This is a genomic window from Pseudomonas sp. FSL R10-0399 (assembly GCF_009600165.1).
Classification (GTDB): Bacteria; Pseudomonadota; Gammaproteobacteria; order Pseudomonadales; family Pseudomonadaceae; genus Aquipseudomonas; species Aquipseudomonas helleri.
Window position 1 is genome coordinate 1 of the sequence record NZ_WIWK01000201.1, and the last position, 4,836, is coordinate 4,836.

Annotated in this window: 5 protein-coding genes; 1 reads left to right on the forward strand and 4 read right to left on the reverse strand. The window is 58.6% G+C overall.

Annotated elements, in window-relative coordinates; all coding sequences use genetic code 11:
- A partial coding sequence (locus GHO41_RS28520; RefSeq protein WP_256678886.1) for a thiamine pyrophosphate-binding protein occupies window positions 1-576 on the reverse strand: 576 nt, incomplete at its 3' end.
- A 124-nt stretch (window positions 577-700) separates the two neighbouring features.
- Here GHO41_RS28520 and GHO41_RS28525 point away from each other — a divergent pair.
- Complete coding sequence (locus GHO41_RS28525; protein ID WP_048369251.1) at window positions 701-1,597, forward strand: LysR family transcriptional regulator; 897 nt, start codon at window positions 701-703, stop codon at window positions 1,595-1,597.
- A 56-nt stretch (window positions 1,598-1,653) separates the two neighbouring features.
- Here the strand turns inward: GHO41_RS28525 and GHO41_RS28530 are convergent, their stop codons facing one another.
- From GHO41_RS28530 to GHO41_RS28540, 3 genes are read right to left on the reverse strand one after another with little or no spacing between them, the layout of a single operon-like run.
- Window positions 1,654-2,157 carry a RidA family protein gene (locus tag GHO41_RS28530; protein ID WP_048369252.1) on the reverse strand — a complete coding sequence of 168 codons (504 nt, stop codon included), beginning with the start codon at window positions 2,155-2,157 and terminating at the stop codon, window positions 1,654-1,656.
- A 44-nt stretch (window positions 2,158-2,201) separates the two neighbouring features.
- Window positions 2,202-2,597 (reverse strand): cytochrome c, encoded by a 396-nt coding sequence (locus GHO41_RS28535; protein ID WP_053225416.1) that lies wholly within the window; start codon window positions 2,595-2,597, stop codon window positions 2,202-2,204.
- A gap of 13 nt (window positions 2,598-2,610) precedes the next feature.
- Window positions 2,611-4,140: a flavin monoamine oxidase family protein gene (locus GHO41_RS28540; protein WP_123752135.1), complete on the reverse strand. Its 1,530-nt coding sequence runs from the start codon at window positions 4,138-4,140 to the stop codon at window positions 2,611-2,613.
- Window positions 4,141-4,836 lie beyond the last annotated feature (696 nt).

Consider the following 4,836-nt stretch of genomic DNA (forward strand, 5'->3'; position numbering starts at 1 on the left):
GTCCTGCAACTGCGCAGGCGACGGCACACCGGCGCTTGCCACGTGGCGCCGGGCCAAGTGCTCAACCCCGGCCGGAGCTTCGCAGGCCCAATCGTCATACGGAATGGACACATACACCGGGCCTCGTGGCGCCAGGCTGGCCATGTGAATGGCCTGGCTCAGGGTGCGCGGTACGTCCTGCGCCGAGGCCGGTTCGTGGCTCCACTTCACCAGAGGCTTGGGCAACTGCGCGGCATCGACGTTGGCCAGCATCGCTTCGACACCGATCATCGAGCGCACTTGCTGCCCGGCGGTAATCACCAGCGGGCTGTGGGAGTACCAGGCATTGGTCAACGCGCCCATGCCGTTACCGGTGCCTGCTGCGGCGTGCAGGTTGACGAAGGTCGGTTTGCCGGTGGCCAGGGCAAAGCCGTCGGCCATGCCCACCACGGCGCCTTCGTGCAGGCCGAGGATGTAGCTGAAATCTTCGGGGAAGCCCTTCAGAAACGGCAGCTCATTGGAGCCGGGGTTGCCAAAAATGGTGGTCAGGCCTTGCTCGCGCAGAATGTCGTAAGTGGCAGAGTGAACGGTTTTCATAGGGACCCTTGCAGCTGTTTTTAGACTTTGGGTTACTCTTGCAGCTGCCAGTCGATTGATCAAATCGATACTATCTCTATTAAAAATAAGCCCCATCTATATCGCTGTAGCCACTTGAGGCGCCATGAGCCACATCGACCTGAACCTGATCCGCACCTTCATCACTCTGTATGAAGCCCGCAGCGTGACCCTGGCCGCAGAACGTCTGTTCGTCACCCAGCCTTCCGTGAGTTATGGCCTGGCCCGCCTGCGCGAGCTGTTCGATGACAAGTTGTTCAGTCGCACCCGTGACGGCATTCAGCCGACGTTTGTCGCGCAGCAGCTCTACCCCACGCTGCGTGATTGCCTGACGCGCATTGAAGGCGCCGTGCAAAGCACTCGCCAGTTTGACCCGGCAACCACTGAGCGACGCTTTCGCATTGCGCTCTCGGACCTGGGTGAGATGGGCTTTTTATCGCTGATTCTGGCGCGCCTGAACCGCGAGGCACCGCAGGCGGAGGTCGAAGTCATACCGCTGCAGGTCGATCAGGTGGGTGAATGGCTGGCCAGCGCCAAGATCGACGCCGCGATTTGCCGCCATCCGGTGCCCGGCACCCACAACCGGGTGCTGATGCATGAGCGCTATACCTGCTTGCTCAGCGCCAGTCACCCGCGCATCCGCGAGCACATCAATCTGCAACAGTTTCTCGCCGAACGGCACGTCACCGTGACCCGCACCTCCGGCCACGGCAGCATTGAAGACGTCTTGAAGAGCATGAATGTCGAGCGGCGGATCAACCTGCACGTGCCGCATTTTTCCGTGCTGCCGAAAATTCTTCCGGGCACCGACCTGCTGGCCGTGCTGCCTGAGCAGATCGCCAGATTATTTGTGCATGACGGGGGTTTGCAGATGCTGGACTTGCCGTTCCAGGTGCCCGAGTTCGATGTCTCGTTGCACTGGAACCCCAACAGTGAGAGTTCGGCGGCGCTGCGCTGGTTTTGCGCAACCATTGCCGATGCGATTATCAGCGGCCAGGTTTAAAGGCCACCCACCATGGTCAGCGTGTTTGCTGACCAGGGTTTAAGGCACAGATCAGGTTATGGACGAACCGCCGTCACTTCGATTTCTACCAGGTAGTTGGGGTTGGCCAGACCTGCCACCTGGAACGCTGAGCGGGTTGGCAGCTTGGGTTGGGCAGCCGTGCCAAAGAACTGGGTGTAGCCCTTCATAAAGCCGGCGAAATCCATCTTGCCGGTTTCAGGCGTGCCCACCAGATAGACCTGCATTTTCACCACATCGCCCATGGTCAGATTGAGACTTTTCAACGTGCCTTCAATGTTCTTCAGCACATTCACGGTCTGCACTTCGGTGTCGCCATAAGCGGCCAGTGTCTTGGGATCGGCCTTGCTGTCGGCAATTGGCGGCACCACACCACTGAGGTTAACCACGGTGGCCCCTGGCGGAATTTCCACGGCCAGGGAGATCGGGAAATCAGAGTTTGGCAGCTTGTGCCGGATCACTTCAGCAGCGTTAACCTGCGTGGCCATGAGGCCGCCCAACAAAGAGGTCAGCAGGACGGTGGTGATGATGGTCTTCGACATTGTTTATTCCTTTAGGGATGAAAAAACGTAATCCATGGAGACTTTCAGCGCTGGGTAAGAACCCTAACCTCTTCGGCCGTGACCGTATCGGGGTATTGATTACCAAAATGTGTGCGGACATAGTTGACCACCGCAGCAATCTGCTGGTCATCCATGTACTTTTTGAAGCCCGGCATACCGCCTTGTCCGGAGGCCACCATGTACACCGGATACACCTTGGCGCCGAGCTTGGGGTTGGTCGACAGCGCCGGGTAAGCGCCTGCACCGTGAGCCCCCTGACCTTGGGCCATGTGGCAGCCCTGGCAGACTTGATTAAACAGCGCTTCGCCGGTCTGTTCTTCGAATTTGCCGGAGGTGGACAGGATCGGGGCGTCAGCGGCAAACGCCGTCGCGCTGCCCATCAGGCCCCACAACACAGCGGTGGACATAATCGTACGCATGGCTAACTCCCTGTCAGGCGGTTTTAGTGCTGGCGATGATGTGGGTATGCAGGCGCTTGATCGCATCGTGCGACGACAAAATAGCGCCCTCCATCCAGGCTGGAATGTAAGAGGCATGCTCCCCCGCGAGCACAATGCGGCCGTCGATCTGGCACAGGTTTTTGTAGTGCTGCTGGCGCGTCTCGGGCGTCCATAAGCCGTAGCAGCCGTTAGTCCAGGGCACACGGTGCCAGCCAACGGCAATGCCGTTTTCGAATTCGCCGGGGTATTGCGGGTGAATCTGCGCGCCAAACTCCACAGCCTTTTGCACGCGCATTTGCGGGCTCATGGCGGTAAATTCGTAGGCATTCGGGCCCCAGATATACGCCCCTAGCAGCACGCCCTTGCCTTGCTTGCCATAGTCGGTGCTCGGGTAGCTGATCTTGCTGACGGGCGTGTCGGTGTAGGTAATGCCGCCGTAGATATGCTCGTCCTGCTCCCAGAAACGCCGCTTGAACTGCAAGCCGACCTTCACCGAAGACTCGTAAGGCACGGCGCGAATGGCGCTCATCATTGGCGCGCTGACATCGATGGGCAGTTGCCCAAGGATCGACAGCGGCAAGGTGCACACGCACCAGTCCGCCTGCTCCTGCTGTGCCCCGCCGCTGCCATCACTGTTTTGATAGGTCACGGTCACGCCGTTGGCATCTTGCTGGATGCGCGTGACCTTGGCGTTGTAATGAATCAGGTCATTCACCTGTTTCTGAAAGGCCTGGGCAATCATGTCCATGCCGCCCACCGGCTGGAAAATGCTGCTCTGGAATTCGTACTCCTGGCCGCTGGCGATGCTTTGCCAGAGGTTGGAATCGAGTAGCGCCTTGCAGTCAATGGGTTCGGACGGCACGGCCTCGGGCATCAGACCGCCGCCGTCATCCACAGCAAAACCCCGGCGCAAACTGGTTTCCAGGGATTTCTTGTAGGCGTTGTTGGCATCCAGCGCGCCCCACTTGCGCATCACTTCCAGCAAGCGTTCGCGGTCCTCGCGGGTCAGGGCCTGGTCCAGGCCGTGCTGGTTGACGGCCTTGCTCAGCAGTTCGGCAACATGCCCCTGAAAGTCGGCCTGCACCTCGCGATAACGCTGCGGCTTGCCACCAAACGCCTTGGTGGAATGCACCATGGCGTTGTAATTGACCTGAATAAAGGGCTCCAGCGCGACACCGAACTTATGGCAGTAATCGAGCACTGCATGGTGATGGTAAGGGATACGCCACGGCCCGGGATTGAGGTACAAGCCCTTATCAAACTCGCACTGCTGGGTCGCACCACCCAACTCGGTAAAGCGGTCACCACCGCGCAACGTCCAGCAACGCCCGCCCGGCTTGGCGTTGAACTCCAGGACCTTGACCTGGTACCCGGCCTTACGCAGTTCGTAAGCGGCAGTCATGCCCGCCAGCCCTGCACCGAGAATCAATACTCGGGTGCCCTTGGGCGCGCCGCTCAAGGCAAAATTGCGCTCGTAGGTGGATTCTGCGGCAAAGCTCAAGGCGCTCATTGCCTGATACATCGCAGCGGCACCCGCTGTCACACCGATCCAGTTCAGCACCTTGCGGCGGCTCACAACCATTGCTTGCTCTTGCATGATCAGTCCTTTGAAGCGAAAGAAAATATCTGTGCCTGCAAGGGCCTGGAGCAAGGGCTGTGCCAGCCTGTCAAAACCACTAAAAATGAAGAAAATTTCATAAAAATACGCATGCGGATGCATCAGCATCGATCATGCGCGGCTGCTTTTGGTGCGCGGCGGGTGCGCCATCAATGGGCACAATCAGAACGGGCGTGCACGATGAAAACTGTAGGAGCGAGCTTGTCTCGCGATCTTTTGATCAGGCTCTTTTTACGGCCGCTGCGCGCCCGGACGTAGCCTCGCAAAGCTCGTCAACTGCTACGGGGGTACGCGATAAAACTGTAGGAGCGAGCTTGCCTCGCGATCTTTTGATCTAGCTCTTTTTACGGCCGCTGCGCGCCCGGACGTAGCCTCGCAAAGCTCGACAACTGCTACGGGGGTACGCGATAAAACTGTAGGAGCGAGCTTGCCTCGCGATCTTTTGATCTGGCTCTTTTTACGGCCGCTGCGCGCCCGGACGTAGCCTCGCAAAACTCGTCAACTGCTACGGGGGTACGCAATTCAAGCTCGCTCTTATCAAACATAAAATAACCCATTGTTTTTATTCAAAAAAACTACCCAACTTTTTCCAGTCGCCAT

What these genes read in the sequence shown, in the direction of transcription:
- GHO41_RS28525 (WP_048369251.1), top strand. Translation starts at nt 701, where the DNA reads ATGAGCCACATCGACCTGAACCTGATCCGCACCTTCATCACTCTGTAT.
- GHO41_RS28530 (WP_048369252.1), bottom strand. Translation starts at nt 2,157, where the DNA reads ATGTCGAAGACCATCATCACCACCGTCCTGCTGACCTCTTTGTTGGGC.
- GHO41_RS28535 (WP_053225416.1), bottom strand. Translation starts at nt 2,597, where the DNA reads ATGCGTACGATTATGTCCACCGCTGTGTTGTGGGGCCTGATGGGCAGC.
- GHO41_RS28540 (WP_123752135.1), bottom strand. Translation starts at nt 4,140, where the DNA reads ATGTATCAGGCAATGAGCGCCTTGAGCTTTGCCGCAGAATCCACCTAC.